At 71.0% G+C, this 24721-nt stretch carries 13 protein-coding genes and 3 pseudogenes; 8 read left to right on the top strand and 8 right to left on the bottom strand.

Annotated elements, in window-relative coordinates:
- Positions 1-362: 362 nt before the first annotated feature.
- Positions 363-1358: pseudogene (locus ACGFIO_RS41945) on the top strand (glycosyl hydrolase); the annotation flags it as partial.
- 294 nt (positions 1359-1652) lie between these two features.
- Positions 1653-1853 (top strand): annotated as a pseudogene (locus tag ACGFIO_RS41950) (carbohydrate-binding protein); the annotation flags it as partial.
- A gap of 595 nt (positions 1854-2448) precedes the next feature.
- Here ACGFIO_RS41950 and fxsT read toward each other — a convergent pair.
- On the bottom strand, positions 2449-6786 hold the full coding sequence (fxsT, locus tag ACGFIO_RS41955) for an FxSxx-COOH system tetratricopeptide repeat protein (protein ID WP_392836279.1): 4338 nt from the start codon (positions 6784-6786) through the stop codon (positions 2449-2451).
- A 229-nt stretch (positions 6787-7015) separates the two neighbouring features.
- On the opposite strand from fxsT, the gene ACGFIO_RS41960 reads away from it, so the two are divergent.
- The 4 genes from ACGFIO_RS41960 to ACGFIO_RS41975 are packed head-to-tail and all read left to right on the top strand — an operon-like array spanning position 7016 to position 14288.
- Positions 7016-8776 (top strand): aKG-HExxH-type peptide beta-hydroxylase, encoded by a 1761-nt coding sequence (locus ACGFIO_RS41960; protein WP_392836280.1) that lies wholly within the window; start codon positions 7016-7018, stop codon positions 8774-8776.
- 40 nt (positions 8777-8816) lie between these two features.
- Entirely contained in the window at positions 8817-10901 is a 2085-nt protein-coding gene (locus ACGFIO_RS41965; protein ID WP_392836282.1) for a glycoside hydrolase family 15 protein, read from the top strand.
- Between the two features lie 46 nt (positions 10902-10947).
- On the top strand, positions 10948-12636 hold the full coding sequence (locus ACGFIO_RS41970; protein ID WP_392836283.1) for a protein kinase: 1689 nt from the start codon (positions 10948-10950) through the stop codon (positions 12634-12636).
- A gap of 41 nt (positions 12637-12677) precedes the next feature.
- The gene (locus ACGFIO_RS41975) at positions 12678-14288 is read left to right on the top strand and encodes a diguanylate cyclase domain-containing protein (RefSeq protein ID WP_392836285.1); all 1611 of its coding nucleotides are present in this window, start codon (positions 12678-12680) and stop codon (positions 14286-14288) included.
- Here the strand turns inward: ACGFIO_RS41975 and ACGFIO_RS41980 are convergent.
- The 3 genes from ACGFIO_RS41980 to ACGFIO_RS41990 form a co-directional block, all read right to left on the bottom strand.
- Positions 14281-17268 (bottom strand): discoidin domain-containing protein, encoded by a 2988-nt coding sequence (locus ACGFIO_RS41980; protein WP_392836288.1) that lies wholly within the window; start codon positions 17266-17268, stop codon positions 14281-14283. The two genes, ACGFIO_RS41975 and ACGFIO_RS41980, sit on opposite strands and share 8 nt — an antisense overlap.
- Positions 17269-17279: 11 nt before the next feature.
- A complete protein-coding gene (locus ACGFIO_RS41985; RefSeq protein ID WP_392836290.1) occupies positions 17280-19412 on the bottom strand; it encodes a transglycosylase domain-containing protein in 2133 nt (710 codons plus the stop codon).
- Between the two features lie 156 nt (positions 19413-19568).
- Positions 19569-20081, bottom strand: a complete 513-nt coding sequence (locus ACGFIO_RS41990) for a hypothetical protein (RefSeq protein WP_392836292.1) — start codon at positions 20079-20081, stop codon at positions 19569-19571.
- 34 nt (positions 20082-20115) lie between these two features.
- Between ACGFIO_RS41990 and ACGFIO_RS41995 the strand changes: the two genes are divergently transcribed.
- On the top strand, positions 20116-20409 hold the full coding sequence (locus ACGFIO_RS41995; protein ID WP_392836294.1) for a hypothetical protein: 294 nt from the start codon (positions 20116-20118) through the stop codon (positions 20407-20409).
- 7 nt (positions 20410-20416) lie between these two features.
- On the opposite strand, the gene ACGFIO_RS42000 is transcribed toward ACGFIO_RS41995, so the two are convergent.
- From ACGFIO_RS42000 to ACGFIO_RS42015, 4 genes are all read right to left on the bottom strand, one after another.
- Complete coding sequence (locus ACGFIO_RS42000; protein ID WP_392836295.1) at positions 20417-21310, bottom strand: NAD-dependent epimerase/dehydratase family protein; 894 nt, start codon at positions 21308-21310, stop codon at positions 20417-20419.
- A 100-nt stretch (positions 21311-21410) separates the two neighbouring features.
- Entirely contained in the window at positions 21411-21989 is a 579-nt protein-coding gene (locus ACGFIO_RS42005) for a DUF305 domain-containing protein (RefSeq protein WP_392836297.1), read from the bottom strand.
- 214 nt (positions 21990-22203) lie between these two features.
- Entirely contained in the window at positions 22204-23496 is a 1293-nt protein-coding gene (locus ACGFIO_RS42010; RefSeq protein WP_392836299.1) for a primary-amine oxidase, read from the bottom strand.
- Positions 23497-23510: 14 nt separating this feature from the next.
- On the bottom strand, positions 23511-24194 hold the full coding sequence (locus tag ACGFIO_RS42015) for a hypothetical protein (RefSeq protein WP_392836302.1): 684 nt from the start codon (positions 24192-24194) through the stop codon (positions 23511-23513).
- Between the two features lie 225 nt (positions 24195-24419).
- Between ACGFIO_RS42015 and ACGFIO_RS42020 the strand changes: the two are divergent.
- A pseudogene (locus ACGFIO_RS42020) lies at positions 24420-24721 on the top strand (hypothetical protein); the annotation flags it as partial.

Raw genomic sequence — 24721 nt, forward strand, 5'->3', positions numbered from 1 at the left:
CCGGCACCACGATCCGGTCCAGCCTGAACGGGCAGGGCTACTTCTCGGTCGCGGTGCTGCCGACGCTGACCGGGTCGACGAGCACGGCGGACAAGATCGCTGTCGCCGATCAGTTCCAGCCGTACGCGCACAACCACGTCACCGGCACCCGCATGACGTACTCGTACAACGCCTCCAACGGCACCGTCACCACCACGTACGCCTTCACCACGCAGGCCATGGCCGGCGGCGGTTCGGGTACGGTCGTCGCGCTCTACCCGCACCAGTGGCGCTACCTGACCGGCGCGACGCCGCTGTCCCGCACCTACGTCTCGCCCCGCGGCGCGATGAAGATTCTCACGGGTACGCAGTTCCAGACGTCGATGCGCTACTCCGGTGTGCTGCCCGAGCTGCCCGCCGCCGGTGACTCCAGCGGCGCCGACCTGACCCAGATCACCACCCTGCTCAACAACGAGCTGAACAACCCGGCCGACTTCCGTGGCGACGACACCTACTGGACCGGCAAGGGGCTGGGCCGGGCCGCCCGGATCGCGGAGATCGCCGACCAGCTCAACCTCACGTCGGTGCGCGACTCGGCCCTCAACGTCATCCGGACCCGGATCACCGACTGGTTCACGGCCTCGCCGGGCAAAACGTCGCGGCTGTTCTACTACGACCGCAACTGGGGCACGCTGATCGGCTACCCGGCGTCGTACGGGTCCGACCAGGAACTCAACGACCACCACTTCCACTACGGATACTTCGTCGCCGCGGCGGCCACGCTGGCCAAGTTCGACCCGTCCTGGGCGTCGGGCTCGCGCTACGGCGGCATGGTCGACCTGCTGATCCGGGACGCCAACAACTACGACCGATCCGACACCCGGTTCCCGTACCTGCGGGACTTCGACATCTACGAGGGCCACGACTGGGCGTCGGGGCACGGCGCGTTCGGCGCGGGCAACAACCAGGAATCGTCGTCGGAGGGCCAGAACTTCTCCAACGCGCTGATCCAGTGGGGGCAGGCCACCGGCAATACGGCCGTCCGGGACGCCGGCATCTGGATCCACACGACGCAGGCGGCGGCGATCAACGAGTACTGGTTCGACGTGCGGAACGAGAACTTCCCGGCCAACTGGGGGCACAACTACTCGGCGATCGCGTGGGGTTCGGGCGGGGCGTACGCCACCTGGTTCTCGGGCGAGCACGAGATGATCGTCGGCATCAACATGCTGCCGATGACCGGCGGGCAGCTGTACCTGGGCGAGTACCCGGCGGCGGTGCGCAACACGTACGCCGAGATGGTGCGCAACAAGGGCGCCGAACCGGGCGCATGGCGGGACATGCTGTGGCAGTACCTCGCGCTCGGCGACCCGGACGCGGCCCTGTCGAAGTTGCGGGCGGCCGGCTCGTACACGCCGGAGGAGGGCGAGAGCCGGGCCCACACCTTCCACTGGATCCGCAACCTGGCCGCCCTGGGCCAGGTCGACGCCACCGTCGCCGCGAACCATCCGCTGGCCAAGGTGTTCAGCAAGAACGGCGCCAGGACGTACGTGGCGTCGAACATCACAAACACGGCCCTGACGGTGACGTTCACCGACGGCCGGACCCTGAGCGTGCCGGCCGGCCGGACGGTGGCCGGCGGCGCGGTCAACTGGTCGGGCGGCAACGCCTCCGGTGGCGGCACGACTCCCCCGCCGACGGAGCCGACCGACCCGCCGCCGCCGTCGAACGGCACTGCGTGGGCGGCCAACACGCCCTACGCCGTCGGGGCGGTCGTGACCTACGGCGGGGTCAGTTACCGGTGCGTGCAGGCGCACACCTCGCTGGCCGGCTGGGAGCCGCCGAACGTGCCGGCCCTCTGGTCACGGGCCTGACATTTCCACCACAATCGGGCCGTCCGACTCCCGCCCAGCAGCAGTTCGCGGTCGCCTGTCTCAAGGCTTTCTACGGGTACGCCCGCCGAGCCCTCCCGACGCTGACCGGAAAGGATCCCATCGAGGGCGTTGTCGGCGAAGATCACCACCCGGCCCTGACCGGAAGGCCGGCGGTAGACCCGGCCGGTAGCCTGCATTCCGCATTGACCTGCGTCATTTCGGGTCCGGATGTTCCGAATGATCGACCAAACTCACATCACTACGCTTCGGCTACCAAAAGCTGACGATAGTGGGCATGATGCTAGGTGTAGACGACCAGAATGACGTCACGGAGGAAGGTGGCGCCACTTGGATCAGTCCCATGCCGACATCGAGACCCACTTGGTCGACATTCAGGACATGCCCCTCGACAAGCTTCGAGAGTGCGACCCAGCGCTGTTCGCGCCGCATTTCGTGCGGCTCTTGGAGCAGGTCAGGCGTCCACGGTACAACCTCGGATCAGGGCCTCCGGGCCGAGTGGACTGAGCCGGGGAACCGGCTCCGGGCCCGCATCGCAATGGTGCGAGGGGCCCGGAGCTCAGATCGGTGACCGGCGCTAGATCGGCATCGGGTCGATGTCGCAGTCGGCCCGCACGTGCCTGCTCGCGTTGACGGTCGCGGGGTGCCCGGCTCCGAGCTTGAGCCGGTACCTCTCGACGACGTCCCGGTGCTGGGCGTCCGCCTCACCGACCCGGCCGAGCGCCCGCAGATCCAGGGCGAGGTTGGCCACCACGGCCAGCGTCGATGGGTGGTCCTCGCCGAACACCCGCCGCGCCCGGTCGAGCGTGTCGGAGTCGAGTTCGAAGGCGATCTGGTACTCGCCCAGCGCGTAGTGGTCGCTGGCCAGGTTGGTCGCCGCGGTGATCGACAGAGGATGGTCCGGCCCGATCGTGGTCCGCAGCCCCTCGCAGGCCTCGTGGTTGTGGTTCTTCGCCTCGGCCGCCTCACCCAGGAGCCGGAGCGTGATGGCCTGATTGGTGCGGGCCGCCAACGCGAACGGATGCGAGCGTCCCAGCAGCTTCTCGTAAATGCGCAGGGCGTTCTCGCCCATCTCACGGGCCGCCGGCAATTCGCCGTTCTGCCGTAGGTCGACCGCGAGGTTCATGGCCGACGCGACAGTGTCCGGATAGCTCTCGCCGTACCGTTCCCGGAAGCGTTTCTCGATCTGCCGGCTCAGGTCGAGCGCACCGGCGTGGTCGCCGGACTTCCGCCGGGCCACGGCCAGGTTCCGGCCGGCGCGGGTGGTGGCCGGGTTGTACTCGCCCCACTTCAACCGGTGCTGGGCGAACACGTTCTCCTGATTGCGCCAGGCGCCGTTGTAGTCGCCGCACTCGCGCTGGTCGATGGTGAGGTCGTTGTTGGTGTGCAACGTCTCGAAATCGTCCGCGCCGAGCACCTCGATCCGCAGGCGGAGAGTCTCCTCGTCGATCTCCCGCGCCTCCTGGAACCGGCCCTCGAGGCGCAGGCTCACGCCGAGCTGGTGGGCCGCGTACAGGGTCTTGGGATCCTCGGGCGTCAGGAAGCGCCGGGACGCGGCCAGCGCCTCGCGGACCATCACCGTCGCCTCGGCGAACCGGCCGGCCGTGTGCAGGTCGCGGGCCACCTGCAGCTTGGCGTCGATCAGGTCCTCGTCGCCCTGGTCGAAGTGCTCCTGGTAGATGCGCAGAGCCTCCTCGCCGATCTCTCGCGCCCGGCTGAACTCGCCGTTGACCCAGAGGATGTAGCCGAAATATTTGGCCACCTTGAGGGTCTCCGGGGAGTCCACGCCCAGGGTGCGCTTCCACGTTTCGTAGGTCTCGCCGGCGAGCCGCTCACAGCCCTCGTGGTCGCCCCACCGGTACAGGAACTTGATCAGGTCGAACACCAGGTCGCGCACCCACGGGTCGTCGCTCTCCCCGGTGCCCGAGGCCAGGGCGTGCGAGATGAGGGCCTGGTAGCGGTCCCAGTGGTTGGAGTTGTCGGGCTCACGGGGATCGGCCGAGGCGAGCAGCTGATGGCCGCGGCGGCGGACCTCGTCGCGTCGCTCGGCGTCGACGCCCTCGCGGACGACGGCCTGCACCAACCGGTGCAGCTCGATGGTGCCGGTCCGGTGGTTGATCCGGGCGAGCGCGTACCGCTGGATGTCCCGGAAGGCCTTGTTCAGCTTGATGGGGTCACGCAGCGCCTGCTCGAACGGCTGGTTCGGATCCTGTCCGGGCGAGGCGCCGGCGTTGGAGAAGAAGGCCCGGCTGATCGGTTCCGGGGCGAAGAACGAACAGATCTCCAGCAACCGCATGGCGGCCGGGTTGGCCTCCCGGAGCCGGTCCAGCGACATCGTCCAGGCGGCGGCCACCGACCGCTCGTAGCCCGGCGACGCGGTGGCGTCGAGCAACTCGACCCGGTCCCGCAGCAGCTCGAGGTATTCGGCGGCGGTCATGCCGGTGGCCACTCGCCAGGCGGCCGCCTGTTCGATCGCCAGCGGAAGGTCGCCCAGCGCCTCGGCCAGCCGGACCGCGTCCTCGTCAGCGATGTCGGGGTCGCGCCGCCGGAGCAGGTTGACGCTCTCGTCGCGGCTGAAGACGTCCACCTCGAGCGAGTTGCCCTGCAGCGACCAGTCGGCGTTACGTGAGGTCACGAGGACCTTTCCCCGGCCGCCGGTCGGCACGACACTCTGGACGGCCTCGAGATCTTCGGCGTTGTCGAAGACCAGTAGCCAGTTGCCGTAGGGGCGGCCCAGACGAAGTGCCTCGCGGACGGCGGGAACCGCCGCGTTCGCCTCCGGACCGACCGGTAGATCGAGATACTGCGCCAGTTCGGCCAGCGCGGCCAGAATCTGCTGCGGGCGCTCGGCCGAGATCCACCAGATGACGTCGTACTCGCCCTGATGCCGATAGACGTACTCCACCGCCAGTTGGGACTTCCCGACGCCGCCCATGCCATGGATCGCCTGCGGCAGGACCGCCGTGAGATCGGTTTTGCGTAACCGGTCGGACAGGTCGTCGAGCATGGCCTGCCGGCCGGTGAAATGAGGGTTCCTCGGAGGCACGTTGCCCCACACCGGGGGCAATGCGCGCGGCCCGATGGCGGGCGGCGGCTGGACCGCGTCGCCGGCCAGCGTGCCGGCACCGCCGGGATCGTGTGAGTCAGGGACCTCCGCGAGGGCCGACACTTGTGGTACGCGCACAAAGTCCGATTTTGCCATAGAATCGGTCACCTCTTGGACAACTCCCACTGTCCTCTTGTCTACGGGCGTGGCACCCGGGTCGCTCAAGGCGGAAGCCCGGCTGCCCAGATGGATCGGATTCCAGACGACGACGCCCTCGACACCACCCAAATGGGTGGCGACCTGCTTACGCCATCGAGCCAGGCTCGCGTTCGACAGGTCACCGCCCACGGCCTCGAGCAGCCGATCAGCCATCGCCAGCAAGGTCCGGACGTTCCTGGGGTGCGCGAAGGAGCCCAGAACCTCGTCGAACGCCGCTTGTGGCGACGCCGGCACCGTGCCGGCGCGCGCCTGGACGTCGTTGTGGGACGCCGCTATCGCGGCCATGTCAACCGTCGGAGCCTCGGACAGAATACGCATCAGCTCCAGGGCCGCCGGGCCGGGGAGAAGATCACGGACCTTGAGCCCCTCGAGTGCGGCCACAGCCCCGCTGACCTGGGCCTGAGTGGGCATAGCACCGAGCGCCTCGAGGATCGCCACCAGTCCTTCGGGCCGGTCGAGGGCTCGGACGAGAACGGTGTTCAGGTGGGCGGCCGGGTCGGACTCGTCGGCGTCGGACAGGTCGAGCTGGACCTTGGTACGCAGAACGTTGGTGAAGCTGCGCCGGTTGGACAGGCTCTCCCAGAACGGAGTGCCGAGAAGTTCCTGCACCGCTTCCTGACAGCGCAGTTCCGTTCGCGCCGCGCGTTCCTCGCCGAGCACCTCGCTCCGGACCGGCCCCTCACCGTTCACCGACGGAATCGCGGCATCGAACGGATGACAGGCGGCCAGCATCGCCCGCACATAGGCGGCCGCCGCGAGTGACGCGTACGGATGCCACAGATCCGTCTTTCCCGCGTTGTCGCAGTAGTCGGAGATGCCCCGGACCATGAACCAGTGCTTGCCGGCCGTGGCCGTTCCGGCGGCGATTCCGGACGCTTCCATCTCGACCGCCAGCACGCCGTACTCGACAGCCAGCTGATCACGTTTGATCTCGTCGCGCAGCAGGACGTCACCGGTGGCGATGGAGCCGTAGTGCACCTTGGGCAGCCCGGCGACGTGTCCGGACTGATGCCGGCTGGGATGCCGGACCCGCTCCCCGCGCACGAGGAGCACGTCGGTGGCCGGGCGGGGACGCTGGAAGTTGGCCAGATCGGGACGCTGGTGCGCGTCCAGCAGCGCGCGCCAGCGTGGCTCGTCCCGGAACTCGTCGCCCCGCAACTCCAGGACCGCCCTCATCATGGCCTCGGACAGGCCGTCGATGTGCCGGCGCGGCGTGGTGACGCCGTCGACCTGCCGGACGTGGGTGAAGTCCATGACACCGTCGATGGCGACGACGATGTCGCCCAACCGGACGTGCCGTTCGGGACGGTGCGGCGACGGGATCCCGCCCGCGATACCGACCATGATCACACATTGGACCTGCGGAAAACTGCGGATCAGGTTGGTGCAGATCGCGGCCGCGTTGCGCGTGCTGTCCCGGGGCATCGTGGTCAGCACGACCCGGTGCGGGATATTTTCCTGACTACTCGGAAGGCGTCCGATGTGGTAATGGTTCGGGTCGCCGGGCACCGGCGGCAACGCCGACAGATCGGGAGCGAGTTCGCGCAGGGCGAGGCCCTCGATCCACAGGGCAGCGACAATTCCGATCGTGACCTCGGAAGATGGCGGCGTGACCCCGCCGCCGTCGATCTTCCTCGCCGCCTGCGCCATCAGGTCCCCATCTAAACAAGATCCACTTTTTCACCTTCCTCTGTCCACAGAGTAGCGAAAACGCTCATCAACTTCGCCTCTGGGATTTTCGGCGGATTGATGTGCATGATCGTCGAAAGTCGCGGTGCGGTCGTACCATCACGATCGGGTAGCGACGATCGAATTCATCCGCCCGGGTGACCGGCGAATACGGGGGTAGGGACCTGTGACCACTGTCGACGACAGGTCCGTGCCATCCACCTACCGGCTGTCCCGGGCGCGGCTCGCCGAACTCGCCGCGGGCGGCGGCCGCCCGGAAACGATCAGCTTCCTGGCCCGGACCCAGCTGAGCCGGAGGCTGCTGCTGCTCCGCCTGCTCCGCGACCAGGCCCAGCCCGGACTCGGCCCGCTCCCGCCGGTCGACGACGCCTGGACGGTCCTGGAGCGGGCCCGGGAACACGACCGGGCGGCCTTCGAGTCGGTCGTCATGTACCCGCAGATCGGCAACTGGATCGCCTACACACTGCGAGTGCACGACAAGGACGGCGCGCCGGGCGGTGCCGCGCCGGCGTGGGCGGACTACGGGCAGATCCACACCGTGGCCCTGGTCGCCGCCGCCCGCAGCGGGCTGACCTGGCGCACCGGCGTCCCGTTGCGCGACGGCCGCGTCACCCTTCCGGGGCTGGGGCAGGCCACCTTCGGGCCGGCCGGCGAGTGGGACCACGCGACCGCCGAGACGCACGCCGGGAGGATCCGGCTCGGGCACCGGGGCCGCACCATCACGGTTCCCGCCGACTTCCGCCGGGACGCGGACGGCTGGCAGGGGCTCCGCCTGCTGACCGCCGGCACCGATCCCGGGCTTCGGGTCACGCTGGACGATCTCGACCCCTTTCGCAACCTGGCCGATCCGGTCGGGCCCGAGCGGCTGACCGAGGCCGAGGTGGCGTCGTGGCAGGGGGTGCTGGCCGAGGCCTGGGCGCTGTTCCGTGACACGGTCCCGGCGGACGCCCGGCCGCTGTCGATGGCCGTGTCGTCGCTGGCGCCGCTGGCCCGCGCCGATCAGGACCACGACGAGGAGATCCGCAGCGCCTCCACGGCCGAGGCGTTCGGCGGCATCATCCTCTCGGCGCCGTCGAACGCCGTCGACCTCGCGGCCACCCTGGGCCACGAATACCGGCACATCCTGCTCGGCTGCCTGATGCACCTGTGCGTCCTCAACGACGAACACGGCCGGGCCCGGCTCTACGCTCCGTGGCGCGACGATCCGCGGCCGATCGGCGGCCTGCTGCAGGGCATATACGCCTTCCAGGGCATCGCGTCGTTCTTCCGTGCCCGGGCCGGCCGGACCGACGGCACCGAGCGCCGCGCCGCCCTGTTCGCGTACGCCCTGACCCGCGCACAGACCCGGGCCGGTCTGGCCGCCGCCCGCGCCTCGGGTGAACTCACCGACCTCGGCCAGGAATTCCTCGACGGCCTGGAGGCGGCGATGCGTCGGTGGGCGAGCGACGAGCTGCCCGCCGACATCGTCCGGCTCGCCGGCCTGGCCACCACGGCGCACCGCATCACCTGGCTGCTGCGCAACCGGCGGCCCGCCCCCGGCTCGGGCGCCGCGCTCGCCCGCGCGTGGTCGGCACGGACACCGGCCGACCGCCCCGCGCCCGGCACCGGAACCGTCGAACCGGCCGCCGACCCGCCCCAGCTGTCGACCACCTGGACCAGGCCGCTCCGGCTGGCCGTCAACCGGCCGGTGCCGGTCACCAGCCCCGAGACCGCCCTCATCGCCGGGGACGTGGCGGCGGCCCGGTCCGCCTTCCTGCAACGGATCAGCGCCGACCCCGCCGACCCGGACGCCTGGACCGGGCTCGCGCTCTGCTTCGTCGACGCGGGCGCCGCCGAACAGGCGCGGGCTCTGATCACCCATCCGGATGTGGTCGTCGCCGGCTACCGGGCCCTGGCCGCCGCCGGTGACCCGCCCGCCGCCGACGCTCTGGTCGCCTGGGCCGGCCGCTGACCGCCGTTTATCGATCATCATCACGGGAAAGGCCGGGTCCGTGGTGAACTCGCGGGGCCGCATGGTGGCGGCCGGGACGGTCGGGCTGTTGGCGATCACGCTGCCGGCGGTGCCGGCGACAGCCGGGGCGGGCGGCCCGGCGCCCGGTGCGCCGGGAATCGACGAACAATATCGGCCGGCGGACAAGTCGGGGTTCGGGACGGCCCGGAGCACCGCCAGCAAGGTCTGGTTCACCGTGCAGAAGGAAGGCGGGCTGGGCGAGATCTACTATCCACGGATCGACTCGCCGGCGGCCCGGGCGCTGGAGTTCGTGGTGGCCGACCGGCGCGGGCACGCCGTACGGGTCAGCGACGCCGCCGTGGTGCGGACCAGCGTGACCGATCCGCGCAGCCTCAGCTTCCGGCAGACCTTCGCCGAGCGGCACGGGAAGTGGCGCTTCTCCGCCGCGTATGCGACCGACCCGGCGCGGCCGGCCGTGCTCGTCGATCTGCGGTTCGACGCGCGGGGGTACGACCTGTACGCGATCTTCGATCCGGCGCTGGGCAACACCCGGGGCGGCGACAGTGGCCGCACCGAGGACGGCGCGCTGGTCGCCACCGACGGGGACAACCGCAGCGTGTTCGCCGGCGGGAACGGGTTCGCGGCCACGTCGAGCGGGTTCCGCGGGGTCAGCGACGGCTGGACCGACCTGCTCGGCGACGGGCGGATGGACTGGCACTACGCGAGCGCGGGGGCCGGCAACCTCGTGCAGACGGCGAAGCTCAAGGCGGGGCGGACGACGCTGGCCGTGGCGTTCGGCGGCGGGGCGCGGGCCTCGCTCGGGCGCGGCTTCGACCGGGTCGCCCGGGACTACGCCGACGGCTGGCACCACTACGTCGACGGGCTGCGGGCGGCGCCGGCCAGTCTGCGCGGCGCGGACCAGCGGCAGCTCTACCGGACGTCGGCGATGGTGCTCGCGGCCAGTGAGGACAAGACCCACCGGGGGGCGTACGTGGCCGCGCCGGCCATGCCGTGGGCGTTCGGCCGGGACGATCCGTCGGGGCCGTACCATCTGGTCTGGTCCCGTGATCTCTATCAGATCGCCACGGGTCTGATCGCCGCCGGTGACACCGCGGGGGCCAACCGGGCGCTCGACCACCTGTTCGGCGTGCAGCAGAAACCGGACGGCTCGTTCCCGCAGAACGCCCGCACCGACGGCACCCCGGTGTGGGAGGGGCTGCAACTCGACGAGGTCGCCCTGCCGATCGTGCTGGCCCACCAGCTCCGGCGCTACGACACCTGGCCGCACGTCAAACGGGCGGCCGACTTCCTGCTGGGCTACCAGCGGGCGCCGTGGTCGCCGCAGGAACGCTGGGAGAACCAGTCGGGCTACTCTCCGGCCACCATCGCGGCTGAGATCGCCGGGCTGGTCTGCGCGGCCGACCTGGCCCGCCGCAACGGCGACCCGGCGTCGGCCCGGCGGTACGAGGCGACCGCCGACGAGTGGCAGTCGCACGTGAAGGCCTGGACGGTCACCTCCACCGGGCCGTACTCGTCGAAGCCGTACTTCCTGCGGCTGACCAAGGACGGGCAGCCGGACCGCGGCACCACCTACACCATCGGCGACAGCGGGCCGTCCGATGTGGACCAGCGGCGGGTCGTCGACCCGAGCTTCCTGGAACTGGTGCGGCTCGGTGTGCTGCCGGCCGGCGACCCGGACATCAGGAACACCCTTCGGGTGATCGACGAGCAACTGGGCGTACGCACGCCGCACGGCCCGTTCTGGCGCCGGGCGTCGTTCGACGGCTTCGGCGAGAAGCGGGACGGCTCGCCGTGGGACTACGGCCTGCCCGACGACTCGCGGCTGACCCTGGGCCGGGCCTGGCCGCTGCTGACCGGCGAGCGGGGCGAGTACGACCTCGACCCGGCCCGGATCGGCACCATGGCCAGTGCCGCCGGCCCCGGCTTCATGCTGCCGGAGCAGGTGTGGGACGGCCGGCCGCCGAACCGCGAGCCGGGCACCCCGACCTACTCGGCGACCCCGTTGACCTGGGCCCACGCCCAGTTCATCCGGCTCGCCCGGAATGTCGAGGCGGGCCGGGTCACCGAACGGCCGGCCGTCGTTGCCCGCCGCTACCTGAACTGACGCCGGATCCTCCCGCCGCTGGCCAGGGGGCATTACCCTCCGACCGATGGAGGAGGCCAAGCACCGTCGGCACGGCGATCCGCTGCGTGCCACCGATCCGTCCCAGATCGGGCCCTATGCCCTGATCGGCCGCCTCGGCTCGGGCGGGATGGGCGTGGTCTACCTGGCCCGGGACCCGGACGGGCGGCCGGTGGCGGTCAAGGTGGTGCACGCCGAGCTGGCCGGCGACGACGAGTTCCGCCGGCGGTTCCGCTCGGAGGTCGACCGGGCCCGGCAGGTGCCGTCGTTCTGCACCGCGGCGGTGCTCGACGCCGACCCCGACGCGCCCCGCCCCTACCTGGTCGTCGAGTACGTCGACGGGCCGTCGCTGTACGCCGTGGTACGCGAACGGGGCCCGCTGACCGGCTCGCACGTGCACTCGGTGGCCATCGGGGTGGCCACCGCCCTGGTCGCGATCCACGACGCCGGCATCATCCACCGCGATCTCAAGCCGCAGAACGTGCTCCTGGCCCCGGGTAGCCCCAAGGTGATCGACTTCGGGATCGCCCGGGCACTGGAGGCGACCACCGAGCACACCCGGACCGGGCACATGGTCGGCACGGTGTCGTACATGTCGCCGGAACGCTTCGACGGGCACGGTACGGCGCTGACGCCGGCCGCGGACGTGTTCGCGTGGGGGTGCGTGGTGGCGTACGCGGCGACCGGCCACGGGCCGTTCGACGCCGACTCGCCGATGGCCACGGCCGCGCGGATCATGTCGCAGCCGCCCGACCTGCGCGGGCTCGACGGGCCGCTGCGCCGGCTGGTGGCGGCCGCGCTCTCCGCCGACCCGGCACGCCGGCCGACGGCGCGGCAGCTGCTCGCCGAACTGATCGGTTCCGGGCCCCCGCCCGGGCCCGAAGAGCTCACGCAACCGCTCCGGGCCGCGGTCGACCAGGTGACCAGGCCCCGGCCCCGGCGCCGCCGGCTGCTGATCGGGGTGTTCGCCGCCCTCGGCGCGCTCCTGCTGTTCGGTGCGGGCGGGCTCGCGGCCACCCGTGTGCCGGATGTGCTCGCGAAACTGCGGCCACCGGCGGCGACACGGCCCAGCGCGACCCCGCCCAGCGCCACCCCGCCCAGCGCCACCCCGCCCAGTGCGACCGCGACGCCGCTGACCCTGCCGGCGGGCAAGCCCTTCATCGCCGACGCGCTGACCGTCGCCGGGCAGTGGAACGGGACGTTCATCGTCGGCGAGGAGAAGTCGAACTGCGACGTCACCGAGGGCGCCCTGCGCGTACATCGGGTCTCCCCCGGCTTCTACACCTGCGACGGGCCGCCCAAGGAGGTGGCCGGCGACCACACCCTCGCCGTCACCGGGCGGATCGAGGAACCGGGCACCTGCCTGGGCGTCTGGCTCTACTGGCGGGTCGAGCGCAGTTACCGGATCACCGCCTGCGAGGACGCGTTCCGGCTGGCCGTCGACCGGAACGGCGAGATCACCTACGTGGCGCGCGAGGTGCGGCTGAACGCGGCCGAGACGCTGCCGGTGGGCCGGCCGGTGCGATTGCAGGTGGTCGTGCGGGACGGGGTCGTGCGGTTCGGGCACGACGGCGTGCAGGTGGGCGAGGCGCCGCTGCCGGAGGCCGACATCGACCGCGGACGCCCGATGATCGGGCTGGTCAGCGCCCCCGGCCGGGACGTGCCGCCGTACAGCGCGTCGTTCAACGACATCGAGGTGCGGACCCTCGGCGGCTGATTCCGCTCAGATCCGGGTGGCCGGCGGCGATAGGTACGACCATGACCGCCCCGGCCCACGCCGTTGACGTCGCCGAACTGCTTCGGCGAGCCGAGCAGGCGCGGCTCGCCGGTGACTACCGGGGCGGCTGTGACCTGGCCCGGCAGGCGGGCGAGCGGGCCGCCGCGCTCGGCGACGTCGCGGGCCAGGCCAAGGCGCTGCGGTCCCAGGCGACCCAACTGCTGCGACTGGGCGGGCAGGAGGAGTCGGTCACCCGGGCCCGGGACGCGGTGGCGCTGCTGGAGCAACTCGGCGACGAGGCGGCCATCTGCGACGTGCTGACCGTCGAGGCGATGGCCCTCAACGAGCTGGGCATGCACGAGGAGGCGCTGACCGCGCTGACCCGGGGCCGGGACATCGCGCACCGGCTGGGCGACCGGGACCTGCTGTTCTGGGTGCACAACCGCACCGGCGTGGTGCAGAGCAGCATGGGCGAGTACGAGCTCAGCACCACGTACATGCTCAACGCCCTGCATCTGGTCTCGGGCATGGACGCCGAGGCGCGGTTCTGCATCCTCAACAACCTCTCCGACAACGCCATCCACCAGGTCACCCGGCAGCTCGCCGAGCACGACCAGGAACGCGCCGCGGTCACCCTGAAGGCCGCCCTGGACCACGTCGACCAGGCGCTGGAGCTGGCCCGCGCGTCCGGCAACCCGTTCCGGGTGGCGATCAGCCTCGACAACTCGGGCATGCTGCGGGCGCTGAACGGCGACTTCGCCGCCGCGCACCGGATGATCGCCGACGCCCGGGCGATCGCGGTGGCCAACGGCTACGACTCCATCGAGCTCGGGTCGCTGCAGCACGAGGCCCGCCTGCACCTGCTGCGCGGCGACCACGACGCGGCGATCGACCTGCTCCGGCAGGCCCTGGCCCACGCGGTCGTGGCCGGTGAGGCGCCGGTGGCCCAGCTGGTCCACCGCGACCTGTCCGAGGCGTACGAGATCATCGGTGAGTACGCGTCCGCGCTCAAGCACTACCGGGCCTTCCACGACCTGGAACGCTCGGCCCACAGCGACGTGGCGGCGGTCCGGGCCCGGATGGCGGTGCACCAGTTCGAGCTGGACAACGCCCGCCTCGAGACCGAGCTGGCCCGGATACGCAGCGCCGAGTTGGAGCAGGCGACGCTGAGCTGGCAGCGGCAGGCGGTCGAGGACGCGCTGACCGGCCTGCCCAACCGCCGCCACGCCGAGCAGCGGCTGCCCGAGATGGCGGCGGCCGGCCCGCTGTGGCTGGCGGTCGCTGACATCGACCACTTCAAGGCGGTCAACGACCGGTACGGCCACCTCAGCGGCGACCTGGTGCTGAGCCGCATCGCCGCCGAGCTGCTGGCCGGCGTCCCGGACACCGACCTGGTGGCCCGGATGGGCGGCGAGGAGTTCCTGATCGCGCTGCACGCCGCGGACAAGTTCGACGCGGAGGCCCGCTGCGAGATGCTCCGCGCCCGGGTGGCCGCGCTGACCTGGCCCGAGCTGGACCCCGGCCCGTCCATCACGGTCAGCATCGGTATCGCCGAGGTGTGCGTGGAGGGCGACCTGACCGCGGCGACGGCCCGGGCCGACCGCAACCTCTACCGGGCCAAGCGCGCCGGCCGCAACCGCGTCGTCAGCTGACCGGGCGGGTCCGGACGGTGAAGCGATCGACGGCCAGGGTGCCCGGGTCGAGGCGGACGCCGAAGGCGGGTGACCACGTCGCCAGGGCCGGGTCGTCGACGGCCTCGCTGATCGGGGCGTCGTGGATCTGGGTCCAGGTGCCCTCGTGCTCGGCCCAGGTGGTCAGGTGACCCCAGCGGAGCAGCACGGCGAGGCGGTCGCCGGGTTCCCAGCGGTACGCCGCGCAGCAGCCCCCGGTCGCCTCGGGCCGGCCGGCGCCGCCGCGCCGCACGTCGGCGCCGGACGAGCCGTGGAAGTTGTTGTACCAGGCCAGGGCGTTGTCAGGGTCGCCCGCGGAGGCGCCCAGGAACAGGCTGTCCTCGGGCGACGCCCCGGAGAAGCGGCCGGGCGTCAGGATCAGCGCGGTGCCGTCCGGCGCGACCGGGACCGGCGCGGACAGCACGGCGAACGACCGCTTGTCCGCGGTGGCCGTCAGCATGCCGTCGGTGACGGCCAGCGCCGGGGACGGCTCGGCCACCGGGTGGTCGGCGCGGTACGAGCCGAGGCGGTCCGTGGTGAAGTCGTCGTCCCAGGTCACGGCCGGATAGTCGGCCGGGTCGAACTGGTACGCGGTGGTGGTGACGGCCGAGCTGACCCGGCCCAGGGACCCGCCGGAACGGGCCAGGGCGCGCAGCGGAAGGCGGTCGGTGAGACGGGCGTCCGGCGGCACGGTCACCTTCCAGGTGGTGGTCAGGGTGTCGCCGGCGGCCAGGCTTGACGCGGACGCGCTGGTCCGGGGCGTGGCCGTCCATCCGCGGGGCGTGGCCAGCTCCACCCGTACCTCGGGCGTGGTCCTGCTCGCGGTGACCCGGCTCTTGATGCGGAAGGTGGAGCCGGCGTCGACGTTCACGGTGGCGGGCAGGTCGACCCGGAGGCGAGGGTCGGGGCGGCGCCACGACTGCAACGCGGTGATGCCGACGGCTCCCCCGTTATCGCGGGTGGCGGTCACGCGGAGCCGGTCGGTGCGGACCGGCGGGTCGATCACGACGCGGTTGATCGTGCCGGCGGCGGGGGCGGAGACGGGGACGTCCTGCCAGACGCCGTCCTTGTCGTAGGCCAGCGTGAACGAGTCGGGCGTGCGTACCCCGCCGCCGTCGTCGTAGAAGTCGACGCGTACGTCGGACACGATCGACGCCGCGCCCAGGTCGACCTCGAGCCAGTCGCCGCGACGGGGTGACTGCCACGTGGTCCAGCGGGTGGTCGGCGTGTCCAGGTGGAAGTTCTGGCCGTCGATGGCCTGGGCCGGCCGGTCGTCGCCCCACGAGTAGGAGGCCCGCGCGGCCGGGTAGCCGCTCTCGGCCGGGTTGGCGGCGTCGTCGACCAGGGCGGGGAGGCTCTGGCCGGCGGCCGCGCCGACCCTCACCCGGGTGTCGGCGGGCGTGGCGCTCTGCGTGGTGAGCACCCCGTCGACGTAGATCCTGAAGCCGGCGCCCTGGCCGTACACCGCACCGGTCCTGTCCCACAGCACGGTCAGGTTGTGGCCGTGGTAGGGCACGTTCTCGACGGCGTAGTGGTCCCACGACGCGGGGGCGAGCGGCGCGATCCGCACGGTGTTGTCCGGCTGCGGGCGGATGCCGAACAGGCCGGACAGCACGATGTCGGTGAACGTGGAGTGGTTGTAGTCCTCGCTGTGCCCCTGGCCGTCGTAGATCCAGCGGTCCTCGTCGGGGTGGTGCGCCTCGGCGACGTAGGGCCGGCCGTTCTTGCGCTGCGTCAGCGCGTACCCCCGCAGCAGGGTGTTGAAGTCGTCCCGGCTCACGTAGGGCTGGGCCGGATAGTCGAGGAGCTGGTTGCTCAGCGCGGTCAGCGTCTGGCTGGTCGCGTACGGCCAGCTCGGCCCGTCCCACCGGCAGCATCCGGCCAGCGCGTCGTGCATGAACCACGGGCTGCGCCGCTCGGTCGTGGTGGGCCCGTAGGTGGCGGCGAAGCCCTGCGGGTCGGTCAGCTGCGCCCAGGCCTTCGCGTCCGACGCCGGTGGCATGTGGAAGTACCACGGCACGTAGCCCATCAGCTCGCGGTCGGCGATCGGCGTGGTCGCCTCGCGCTGCACGTGCTTGTAGAAGTCGCCGTCCCACAACTGCTGTCGCGTGTTCCGGCTCAGCGCGGCGGCCTCGCGTTCGTATCTCGACGCCGCCGTGGTGTCGCCGGCCTTGCGCAGCAGCAGGGCCAGAGCGCGGGCGTCGCCGTACTGGTACGCGTTCAGGGTCGGCCGGAAGCCGTCGCCGCCGTGGTACGGGTCGGCCGTCTGGTACGAGCCGGCGGTGTACTCCATCGCGTCCCACACCGGCGTCTGCCAGTACAGCCCGCGCGAGGCGTCGAAGTTGCTCTTCTTCCAGCCCTCGTACTGTTTGCGCAGCGCCGGCAGCCGGTCGAGCGGGAATCGCCAGTCGCCGGTGACCTCGGCCCGGGCCACCGCCGCGTCGACCGCCCAGAAGGAGTACTGGTGGGCCCAGTCGGTGGTGTTCCGGTTCAGTCCCTCGGTGGCCGGCTTGGCCTCGGAGCCCGAGCCGGTGAGCCAGTAGTCGAGGTAGTCGTCCAGGTAGCGGCGGTCGCGCAGCCACCGGCCCTCGTAGATGTGGTGGCCGGCGGCCGCGTTGATCCCGCCGAACGGCGCCGAGTAGCCGACCGGGCCGAGGAACTCGGTGACGATCCACCCGTCCTTCGGCCCGGTGAACTTCAGCGCCTCCTGGAAAGTGCGCCAGCGGTAGTAGTACGTGTCCCGGATCTCCTGGTCGGGCAGATCCACGAACGGGATGTTGGCCTCGTACCAGCCGGGCTCGCGGACGTCGCCGAGGAGCGCCCCGTGGTCCAGGAAGGCGGTCCCGTTGCCGGTCGCGGGATACCGAGGATCAGATCGAGCCGGGTACGCCGGGACGGCGGCCATCGCCACGGCCAGCGAGGAGACGGCCGCCGCCGCACCGAAACGCACGAAGAGGCTCACATTCGCAGAACTTACTCCCCGGGTTTCTTGAACTCCTCGTCCGCCTTGCCCTTGAGGTAGTCGGCCATCGTGTTGTAGACGATCGGGTTGATGACGTGGTGATCCATCTTGTCGTTGTGGTTGGCCCAGTCCGGGTTGACCATGTACCCGGCGATCACCAGGTGCTGCGAGCCGACCACCAGCGACGCTGTCTTGTCGCCGTCGGTGGTGCCGGTCTTGCCGTAGATCGGGTGGCCGATCACCCGGTGCGCGTTCGGCTCGGTCGACCCGCCGCAGCTGCCCAGCTGGGCGCGGTCGCCGACCGGGCAGCGGGCCGCGTCGAGCGCCTTGCGGGCCACGTCCGGTTCGGTCGCCCGGGTGCAGGACGGCTGCCCGGCCGCCACCTTGGACTTGTCGGCCGCGTAGATCTGCTTGATCGGGGTCGGCGAGCAGAACATGCCGTCACCGGCCAGGGTGGCGTACGCGTTGGCGATGTCCAGCGGCGTCGACGCGGTCACGCCCAGGGTGAAGGCGCCGAAGTCGTGCGCCGCCGCCGGCGTCTTGATCAGGTCGCGGTCGCCCGACGACCGGTACACCATGCCGAACCGCTTCGAGACGTCCACCACCTTTTCCGTGCCGACCTGCTCCTGCAGCGGCACGAAGTAGGTGTTGACCGACTTGCCGAAGCCGGTCCACATGTTGAACGTGCCCTGCTCGCTCTTGGAGGCGTTGGACACGCAGTAGAAGTGCGTGCCCGGGCAGGCCGCGGGCGAACTCGGAGCGATCGGGTAGTTGGTCTTGTAGGTCGAGCCGGACGTGATCGAATGGCTCAGGCCGTAGCCCTTCTCCAGGGCGGCGACCATGGTGAACATCTTGAACACCGAACCGGCCTGGTACCCGTCGATGCCGCCGCCACCGGTGATGATCGGGTTGGTGGTGTTCGGGTAGGTCGCCCGGACGCCCTTGCCGGCCCGCGGGTTCGAGCTCTTCGGGTTCTTGCCGTCGTCCAGCTTGAACTTGCGGTTGGCGGCGAGCGACTTGATCCGCCCGGTACCCGGCTCGATCCCGGCGATCAGCACCGCGTTGCGCTGGTTGTCGCTGGCCTTCTCGAGGATCTCCTTGCGCGCCGACTCCTGGGCTTTGACGTCCAGCGAGGTGACGATCGTGTACCCGCCGCTCTTGAGCTGACGCTCCCGCTCGTACGGGTTGGCGCCGAACTCCTTGCGCCCCTGCCACCAGCGGTAGAAGTAGTCGCAGAAGAAGCCCCAGCTGTTGGTACGCACCTCGGTGCAGCCGTTGCCGGGCCGGTGGGTGGTGCGGACCAGCTTCTCCTTCTTGGCCGCGTCGGCCTGCTCCTTGGTGATCTGCTTGAGCATGACCATGTTGTCGATGATGTAGTTGCGCCGGTCCAGGGCCTGGGGGTAGCCGCCCTTGGTCGTCGGGTCGAACGCGGTCGGCGCCTTGACCATGCCGGCCAGCAGCGCGGCCTCGGCGATGGTCAGATCCTTGGGCGACTTCTTGAAGTAGACCTGGCTGCCGGCGTAGATGCCGTACGCGCCGTTGCCGAACGGGGCCAGGTTGAGGTACCGCTCGATGATCTGCTTCTTGCTCAGATCCTTCTCGATCTGCAGCGCGTTCTTCATCTCGGCGACCTTGCGCTCGGGCGTGTCCTTGGTCGCGTCGATCGCCTCCTGCGGCGTCTTCGCGCCATAGGCCTGGGCCATCCGCACGTACTGCATGGTCAGCGTCGAGGCGCCCTGCTGCGCGCCGCCGTTCTGGTTGTTCACGAACGCGCGGGCGATGCCCTTGGCGTCCACACCGTGGTGGTTGTAGAAGTTGTGGTCCTCGGCCGCCACGATCGCGTTCTGCATGCTGACCGCGATGCCGCTGATCGGCACGTCGCTGCGGAACTCGTCGTACATGGTGGCGATCAGGGTCCGGCCGTCCGAGGCGTACACCCGGGTCACCTGGGGTGCGGATTGATGCACGACCGCGCTGGGCAGCGCGGCGAACTCCGCGGCGCCCTCCTTGGCCACCAGACCGGAGAGCGCGGCGGCCGGGAACGAGGCCGCGGAGACCACGATGCCGGTCAGCAGGCCACACAGCGCCAGCGCGCCGGCCTTGGTGAGGAACGATCGGGTTTTCGGCCGGTTACCGCTGGACACAAGGCCCCTTTCCCATTGTTCGACGACGCCACGGGGCCGTTACCCAGAGCGCACGTCTTTGAATCGCCGGACGGGAAAGGATACGTCGGTTTTCTGGGCGCCCCGCACACCCCCGGTGAGACGTACCCGGGGCGAGACGGAGATCACTGAGGGTGGTCAGTAGGCCGGGGTCACCGGGTCGGACGGAGCACCGGCCGGGATCGGCTGGAAGGTCAGCGTGCTGTCCCGGGCCTGGGTCGTCACGGTGATCTGCCAGCCCCGGCCGGCCAGGGCCAGAGCGCCGCCGGCGTCGCCGCCGACCCGGTACCCGGCCTTCGGCCCCTTGTCGCGGTAGTGCGCCAGGACAGCGTTCGGTCCCGGCGCGGCGAGGATCACCGTCGTGCTCTCGCCGGTGACGAAACTGTCGCTGACCTTGCTCCCCGGCGGCAGGTCGAGGCCGGGGGCGATGCCGCCGATCGTCCGGCCGCCGACCTTGACCTCGTGGCCGCCCGGCGCCGGAGTGCCGGTGGGCGCGGCGAAGGAGGCCGGCGGCGGCAGCAGCGACGCCGGGGCCGTGGGTGGCGTGGAGGCGGGCGCGGGCGCCGGTTCCCGCACCGACGGCGACGACGCATCGCAGGCACCGAGCCCGAGAAGCACGGCGGTCATCAGGGCGGCTCGTCGCGTGGTCACCGTCACATCATGGTGGTTGGCGTAGCATCCCGCCATGGATGATCCGACCAGGACGCTGCGCTTCTACGGCGGACTCGCCGCGATCGTCTTCGCGATCGGCCCGGCGCTGATGCTCGCCCTGCTGGTCACCCGGGGCAGCACCCCACGCTCGGTCACCGGCCTGCTGATCGCCGGCGTACCCGTCGCCGTCGCCGGTGTCGTGTACGCGGTCCGCGGCATGGCCGAGCGCCGCCCCGAGGTCTCCGCCCGGCGCCTCCAGGTCGCCTGGGGTCTGGTCGCTCTCGGCCTGGTCGTCATGCTCGGCGGCAACGCCCTGCTGCGGATGTAGGCGAGCGTCAGGCCGCCGGGGCGAACGTCTCGGCGAACGCGGCGTCCAGCGGGCGCCCGGTGACCGGCTCGATGTAGAGGTCGCGGAGCATCAGATCGGCCAGCTGGCCGGTGTTGATGCCGGTCTCCTTGCCGCCCAGGGCCTGCAGCGCGCCGCCGAGCCGGGAACCGCCGCGGGCCAGACTCGCGGGCAGGCGTCCGACCCGGCGGGACCGGCCCACGGCCGCGGCGATCCGGGCGAACATCTCGTGCCAGCTCAGGTTCTCGTCGGCGATCGGGATGTCCTCGGCCGAGGCCGCCTCGAGCGCGTCGGCCGCGGTCAGCGCCACGCTGGTCGCCGAGGCCACCGCGGTGCCGCCGACCGGGGCGTAGAGCGGCGCGCGGGAGCGGGCCCACCGGTCCAGCGGGCCGGCCCAGTTGGTGGTCGGGCCCAGGATGAACGGCAGCTCGAGGACTGACACCGGGAAGCCGGCCGCGGCCCGGGCCTCGACCGCCTGCTCGGCCCGGCACCGGACGTAGGTGTGCCGCTCGGCCAGCTTCCACTCCGGATGCAGCCGGTCGAAGTACGTGTAGTACGAGCCCAGGATCAGGCCGCGGCTGACGCCCTCCTCGCGGGCGGCGGCGAACAGCCGCACCACCGGATCGACCATGGTCCGCCGCAACCGCGGATGCAGCGGCCGCTTCAGTGGCAGCTGCTCGTCGGTCCGGGCCGCGAACACCACGGCGTCGTGCTCGCGCAGCAGCGGGCGCAGGTCGTCGACCGAGGCGTCGGCGAGATCCAGGGCGTGGCCCGACTTCGAGGGGGTACGCGACAGCGTGGTCGTCCGGTGGCCCCGCTCGGAGAGGACGCCGACGATCCGACCGCCGATCAGACCGCTTCCACCCACGACGAACGCCCGCACGGCCCAACCCCTGACGAGAGAAACGATGAAGTCCATCCGTACGATACGGACGGTCGTCGCCGCGCCCGCCGGCGCCTTCGCCCTGTTACACGTGCAGGTGTCAGTGCGAGAGCTGGCGCAGCAGGGCGGTCATGGCCGCGTTCTCGTCGGTCTGCTCGTTGACCACGTGCTTGGCCACGCGGTGGGTGAAGACGTTGCGGCCGCCGCCGTCGAGCAGGTCGCGGGCCATCGTGATGGCCCCGGTGTGGTGCTCGATCATCAGGCGCAGGAAGGTCGGCGCGGCCCTGGGACCGGTCGCGTGGTCCAGTTCGCGCAACTGCGCGTCGGTGAGCATGCCGGCGCCGTCGTGGTCGTGGTGGCCGGCGGGCATGTCCCAGGCGGTCAGCCAGGCGTTCATCTCGTCGATCTCGCGCTGCTGATCGTGGACGATGAACTGGGCGATCGCGGTGACCCGCTCGGGCTGGCCGGGCTTGGCGATCAGCGCGCGGCTCATCCGTACCGCCTGCTCGTGATGCTCGATCATCATCCCGGCGAAGGCCAGGTCGGCCTCGGTGGGCGGGGCGACGACCTGCCCGACGGGCGCGGGCGGGGCGGCCGGCCGGTCACCCCGGTGCAGGACGGTCGCCAGCAGGCCGGCCGCGATCAGCACGGCCAGTGCGGCGTACCGGTGAAAACGCATGGTCCCTCTCGTTTCCCGGTGGAAGCCCAGGGCGGCATCCGGGTCCCGGACACCGCCCCCGGCTACCACTACCACAGCTCAACCCAGTGGTAGCCCAGGGCGGTGCCCGGGTCCCGGACACCGCTCCCGGCTACCACTGGCCATTTCGGTGGTGGGCCAGGGCGGCATCCGGGGTCCGGATGCCGCTCCTGGCTACCACTGGGAGGTGCCGGTGTCAGCGCGGCTGGCCGTTGACGTCCTTGCGGCCGTCCGGGGTCAGCGGGTTCTGCGCGGTGAAGTCCCGGGGCGTCAGGTCGAAGCCCTGCCAGTGCAGCGGCATCGGGCTCTGGTCCTCGTCCCGGGGCACGTGGTGGAAGCCGACCCGGACCCACATCACCGGGTCCTTGAGCTCCTCGTCGTTCGAGGCGAAGTCGAGGATGCCCTGGCGGCGCGGGCACTCGGGATCGGCGTTGCCGGTGGCGTACATCTCGCAGGCGTGGTTGTTGGTGAACGTGACGTCGGGCTGGGTCTCCGGGTGCGCCTCGTACGTGTCGCCGCCGTTGGTGACCAGCTCGTAGGAGCGCAGGTGCCGGTCGTCGTTGCGGCTGCCGGGGCTGGCCAGCCGCCACCAGCGCTGGTTGGCCTTGGTGAAGCTGCCCTCCTTGGCGATGGTCTGCTTGGAGGTGACCAGCTTGGCCGACATCTCGCCCTGGCCGTCGGTCTTGGTGTCGTACTGCTCGACGGTCTCGTGGCCCTTGCCGTCGATGTTGAAGTCGACCCGCCAGAACGCCGAGTGGTAGTGCATGGCGGCGAAGTCGCGGGCGCCCTTGCCGATCGGCCAGCCCTGGTCGGCGTTGTAGTAGTTGCCGGGTGACAGGTCGCCGGTCGCACCCAGCCGGGCCGAGATCGCACCGTCGTCCTGCAGGCGGTACTCGGTCACGTACTCGTACCAGCCGACCTTGCTGATCGCCCGCAGGACCAGGTCGTGGCCCTGTTTGGAGTAGATCGTCTCGGTCGGCTCCTCGGCCCCCTCGGGGAAGTCGTAGCTGTGCAGGCGGTAGGCCAGGCCGGACTTCTCGGCGCTGACGCAGAGGACCCGGCGCTGGCGCGGCTCGGCCGAGCCGTCCGAGCCGGTGCGGGCCGAGCCGCCCTTGCAGTCCTCGCCCTTGAGGGTCTCCAGGTCACCGCCGCCGAAACCGTAGTCGGTGAGGTCGTTGTACTCGGTGTCGCCGGAGTCGTAGGGGACGTTGAGCTGGGCCAGCCGGATCGACTGGAGCACCTGCGTCGCCTGCGGATATTTGGTGTACGCGACGGAGACGTTCTCCAGGACCAGCCCGGCGCGTTCGTCCATGTGCCAGCACAGGTCCCAGACCGTGCCGTTGGGCAGCGTCTCGTGGACCGTCGACTCCGGGGCGCACGGCGGCGCCGGTTCCGGCGCCCGGGCCGAGGCAGCGGTGGCGTGCAGGCCGAGCCCGGCCGTGGTGAGCAGGGCCGCGACGGCGGCGCCGGCCCTCTTGCGGAAGGTCATGCGTTGTCCCGTGTTCAGCTCAGCCGGACGACTTTGCGCCCGGACAGGTCGACGATGATCTGGTTGATGTCGATGAAGACGTTGTCCGAGCTCTCCACCACGAGTTGCAGGCACCGGTGCTTGCCGCACTGGGCGGTGCCCGAGTCGGCGTGCCGCGCCTTGTAGACGTGGGCGGTGACCGCGACGGTGTTCTTGCTCGCGAAGTCCTTGCCGGTCGCCTTGCGGTAGGCGGCCTTGAACTCGGCGGCCAGCGGGTCGGCCAGCAGCATGTCGAACGCGGTCGACAATTCCTGCTTCGAGGCCGGCATCTGCATGCCCGCGCTGGCGAACGATCCGGTGACCGTGCCGGCTTTCAGGTCGACCACCTGCTTGACCAGCTTGTCATTTCGGTAGTCGTAGAAATAGACGTCGGCGCGGCGGTCCCCGTCCTCGGCGATCTGCGCGGTGAGGTATTCCGGGCCGCCCTTTCCGGTGACGTCGGTGGCGCCCGCCTTGAGCTCGGCGGTCAGCGCGATGGTCCGCGCCCGGGTCACCTCGTCGCCGGTCAGCGCGTCCGAGCCGATGCCGGCGGCTCGCGCCGGGCCTGGCTGCGGGTCCGACACGCTCGGTTGATCCGCGGACGCACCGCCGGGCTGGCCCGGCGTCGGCGCCGCCTCGGCCTGCCAGGACGCGACACCGAAGGCTGTGACGGCGGTCACCGACGCGACGCCCAGCCCCCATGCCCATTTTCTGAAACGGCCCACTACCTGCTGCCTCTCCCCCTGGTCGGTGGTATCGGCGACAGAGAATGCCAATCAATAGGTGTGCTGACCGTAAGATCGAACATGATCACCGTCTAAACAGGTACGACTATTCAAATCGCTCGATGAGAGGTTTAGGCTTCTCGACGATTCCACATTAGATTCCGTTAAGGAGTCCGTTTGATGAGATCCACTCGCTCACGCAGGTCCGTCGCGGTCGCGGCCGCCGCGGTCCTGGGCATCGGCGCCGTCCCCGCATCGGCGAACGCTGCCCCCGCTCCCGACCCCGGTGCCGTCGCGGCCCGGCACAAGCAGGATCGGCGGGCCAACTTCGACGGCCGCACGCCGGACGCGCGTACGCTCACCGCGCTCAAGACCGCCCGCAAGCCCGCCGAGGTCGTCAAGCTGCACGAGAGTCTTGGTGTGCAGGGGATTGTCGATATTGATCCGGTGACCGGGACGGCTCGTCGGGTGGCGAGGTTGGA

It is taken from the genome of Actinoplanes sp. NPDC049265, assembly GCF_043197135.1.
Lineage (GTDB): Bacteria > Actinomycetota > Actinomycetes > Mycobacteriales > Micromonosporaceae > Actinoplanes.